Consider the following 3760-nt stretch of genomic DNA (forward strand, 5'->3'; position numbering starts at 1 on the left):
CCTCCCTCGACGAGGCGCTCGCCCTGCTCGGCGAGGAGCCCGACGCGTCCGTCGTCGCGGGCACCACCGACTGGGGCGTCGACGTGAACCTCCGCGGCCGGCGGGCGCCGCTCACCATCGCCATCGAGCGGCTGCCCGAGCTGCGCACCTTCACCGCCGGCGACGCGAGCATCGAGCTCGGCGCCGCGCTCACCCTTGCCGAGGTGCAGCGCCGCCTCGACGGGCGCGTCCCGCTGCTCGCCGACCTGTTCCCGCAGTTCGCGTCACCGCTCATCCGCAACCGGGCGACGATCGGTGGCAACCTCGGCACCGCCTCCCCCATCGGCGACACGGCTCCGGCCCTGCTCGCGCTCGAGGCCGTCGTGGTGCTCGTCTCGGCCGACGGCGAGCGCGAGGTCGACCTCGCGGACTACTTCACCGGCTACCGGCAGACGGTGCGCCGGCCCGGCGAGCTCATCCGCTCGGTGCGGATCCCCCTCCCACTCGCCGGCCTCACTGCGTTCCACAAGATCGCGAAGCGGCGGTTCGACGACATCTCGAGCGTCGCGGTGGCCTTCGCCCTCGACCTCGACGACGACGGCACCGTCACGGCGGCGCGCATCGGGCTCGGCGGAGTCGCGGCGACGCCGCTCCGCGCCCGCGCCACCGAGGCGGCGCTCACCGGGCGCCCGTGGAACGACGAGACCGTCCGCGACGCGGCATCCGTGCTGGCGAGCGAGGGCACCCCGTTGTCCGATCACCGGGCGAGCGCCGAGTACCGGTCGCTCATGCTCGGCACCGCGCTGCTGAAGCTGCACCGGTCGCATCCGGCCGCGCCGGTCGTCGAGGGGGTGCCGGCATGAGCGAGCTCGCCACGCGGCCCGCGGAGCCCGTCGTGGGCAGCCCGACCCCGCACGAGAGCGCGGCGCTGCACGCCACCGGCCACGCCGTCTACACCGACGACCTCGCGGCGCGCGATCGCAGCGTGCTCACCGCCTGGCCCGTGCAGTCCGAGCAGGCGCACGCGCGGGTCACCCTCGACGTCGCGCCCGCGCTCGACGTACCGGGCGTGGTGCGGGTGCTCACCGCCGCCGACGTGCCCGGCGTGAACGACGCGGGCGTCAAGGAGGACGAGCCGCTGTTCCCCGCCGAGGCGATGTTCCACGGCCACGCGCTGGCGTGGGTGCTCGCCGAGACCGCCGAGGCGGCCCGGCTGGGCGCGGCCGCCGTCCGGGTGGAGTACGAGCCGCTCCCGTCGATCATCACCGTGCCCGAGGCGATCGAGGCCGGCTCGTTCCAGGGTATCCCGCGCACCATCCGCCGAGGCGACCCCGAGKCGGCGCTCGCCACGGCCCCGCACGTCTTCGACGGGGTGATCGAGATCGGCGGGCAGGAGCACTTCTACCTCGAGACGCACGCCTCGCTCGCCCGCATCGACTCCGAGGGGCAGGTCTTCGTCGACTGCAGCACGCAGCATCCGAGCGAGACGCAGGAGATCGTGGCGCACGTGCTCGGCCTGCCGAGCAATCGCGTCACCGTGCAGGCGCTGCGCATGGGCGGCGGCTTCGGTGGCAAGGAGATGCAGCCGCACGGGTTCGCGGCGATCGCGGCGCTCGGCGCGATGCTCACCGGTCGCACGGTGCGGCTTCGGCTGAACCGCACGCAGGACCTCACGATGACCGGCAAGCGGCATCCGTTCCACATCGAATGGAAGGCTGGCTTCGACGACGACGGTCGCATCCTCGCGCTGGCCACGACGCTCACCTCCGACGGCGGTTGGAGCCTCGACCTGTCGGAGCCGGTCATGGGCCGGGCGCTCTGCCACGTCGACAACGCGTACTGGATCCCGAACTTCGTCGCGCAGGGCCGGGTGGCGAAGACGAACAAGACGTCGCAGACGGCGTTCCGCGGCTTCGGCGGTCCGCAGGGGATGTTCGTCGTCGAGGAGGCGCTGGGCCGGGCGGCACCGGTGCTCGGCATCGACCCAGTCGTCCTCAGGCAACGGAACCTCTACCGACCGGGGCAGACCACGCCCTACGGACAGCCCGTGCGGCACGCCGAGCGGCTGCGGGCGATCTGGGAGCAGCTGCACGTCAGCAGCGACTTCGACGCCCGTCGCGCCCGGATCGCGGCCTTCAACGCCGAGCACGACGACGTCAAGCGTGCCCTCGCGATCACGCCGGTGAAGTTCGGCATCTCGTTCACGCTCACCGCCTACAACCAAGCCGGCGCACTCGTGCACGTCTACAAGGACGGCTCGGTGCTCGTGAACCACGGCGGCACCGAGATGGGCCAGGGCCTGCACACGAAGATGCTGCAGGTCGCCGCGACAGCCCTCGGCGTGCCCCTCGAGACCRTGCGGCTCGCGCCCACCCGCACCGACAAGGTGCCGAACACCTCGGCCACCGCCGCGTCGTCGGGCGCCGACCTCAACGGCGGTGCGGTGAAGGACGCGTGCGAGCAGATCCGCCACCGRCTCGCTGCCGTCGCCGGCCGCATGCTCGGCGTGGACGAGCGCGACGTGCGGTTCTCCCGGGGCCGGGTGTCGGGGCTCGGCGGATCGGGACCCTGGTTCACCTTCCTCGAGGTGGTGCGGGCCGCGTACGACCAGCGCGTGCAGCTCTGGGCGGCGGGCTTCTACCGCACCGACGGCCTGCACTGGGACACCGAGCGCATGCAGGGCGAGCCGTTCAAGTACTTCGCCTACGGCGCGGCCGCGACCGAGGTCGAGGTCGACGGCTTCACCGGCGCGCATCGGATGCTGCGGGTCGACATCCTGCACGACGTCGGCGACTCGCTCTCGCCGATCATCGACCTCGGCCAGGTCGAGGGTGGCTTCGTGCAGGGCGCCGGATGGCTCACGCTCGAGGAGCWGCGCTGGGACGAGTCGGACGGTCCCGGCCGGGGTCGCCTGCTCACCCAGTCGGCAAGCACCTACAAGCTCCCGAGCTTCTCGGAGATGCCCGACGAGTTCAACGTGCACCTGCTCGAGCAGGCCGCCGAGGAGGGTGTCGTCTACGGCTCGAAGGCGGTCGGCGAGCCGCCGCTCATGCTGGCGTTCAGCGTGCGCGAGGCGATCCGTGAGGCCGTGGGCGCGTTCGGGCCGTCGGGTCGCAGCGTCGCACTGGGATCGCCTGCGACGCCCGAGACGACGTACCGGGCGATCCTCGGCGTGCAGCGGTCGGCTGCGGTCGGCGACGGGCGAGCGGATGCCGCGGGCGATCGTCGAGCGGATGCCACGGGGGACACGGCCGGGGACACGGCGGGCGACGGATCTCATGCCGCCCGCGCCGGCGGTGCGGCATCCGGTGCCACCGGGCACCTCGTGCCCTCGGACTCGTAGGCGGCCGCGTGGACTGGGTCGACGCCCTGCAGCGACTGCGCGCCTCGCGCACGCCGGCGGTGCTCGTCACGGTCGCGATGGTGCGCGGGCACGCGCCGCGCAACGGCGGGGCGAAGATGGTGGTCTCGGCGGATGCCGCGTTCGGCACGGTCGGCGGCGGCAACCTCGAGCAGACCGCCCTGCACCGGGCGCGCGAGCTGCTCGCCGATGGCTTCGCCGCCACCGAGCCCGAGCTGCTCACGCTCACRCTGAGCGACAAGGCCGTCACCGACTACGGCGTGCAGTGCTGCGGAGGAGAGGTCACCATGCTGCTGGAACCCGTCCCGGTAGTGCCGGCCGTCGCCGTGTTCGGGCTCGGCCACGTCGGGCTCGAACTCGCCCGCATCCTCGCGCGGCAGCCGATCGAGCTCACCCTCGTCGACTCGCGGGCCGAGATGC

At 73.1% G+C, this 3760-nt stretch carries 3 protein-coding genes; all 3 read left to right on the top strand.

Features of this window, described 5'->3' with window-relative positions; translation table 11 throughout:
- A partial coding sequence (locus AC1DY2_RS17015) for an FAD binding domain-containing protein (protein ID WP_476763489.1) occupies positions 1-842 on the top strand: 842 nt, incomplete at its 5' end.
- Positions 839-3322, top strand: a complete 2484-nt coding sequence (gene xdhB, locus AC1DY2_RS17020) for a xanthine dehydrogenase molybdopterin binding subunit (RefSeq protein ID WP_476763490.1) — start codon at positions 839-841, stop codon at positions 3320-3322. The genes AC1DY2_RS17015 and xdhB, both read left to right, overlap by 4 nt.
- Positions 3323-3330: 8 nt before the next feature.
- The coding region (locus AC1DY2_RS17025; protein ID WP_476763491.1) for an XdhC family protein at positions 3331-3760 on the top strand (430 nt) is incomplete at its 3' end.

The sequence above is a fragment of the Agromyces sp. P1_H4 genome, assembly GCF_056405255.1.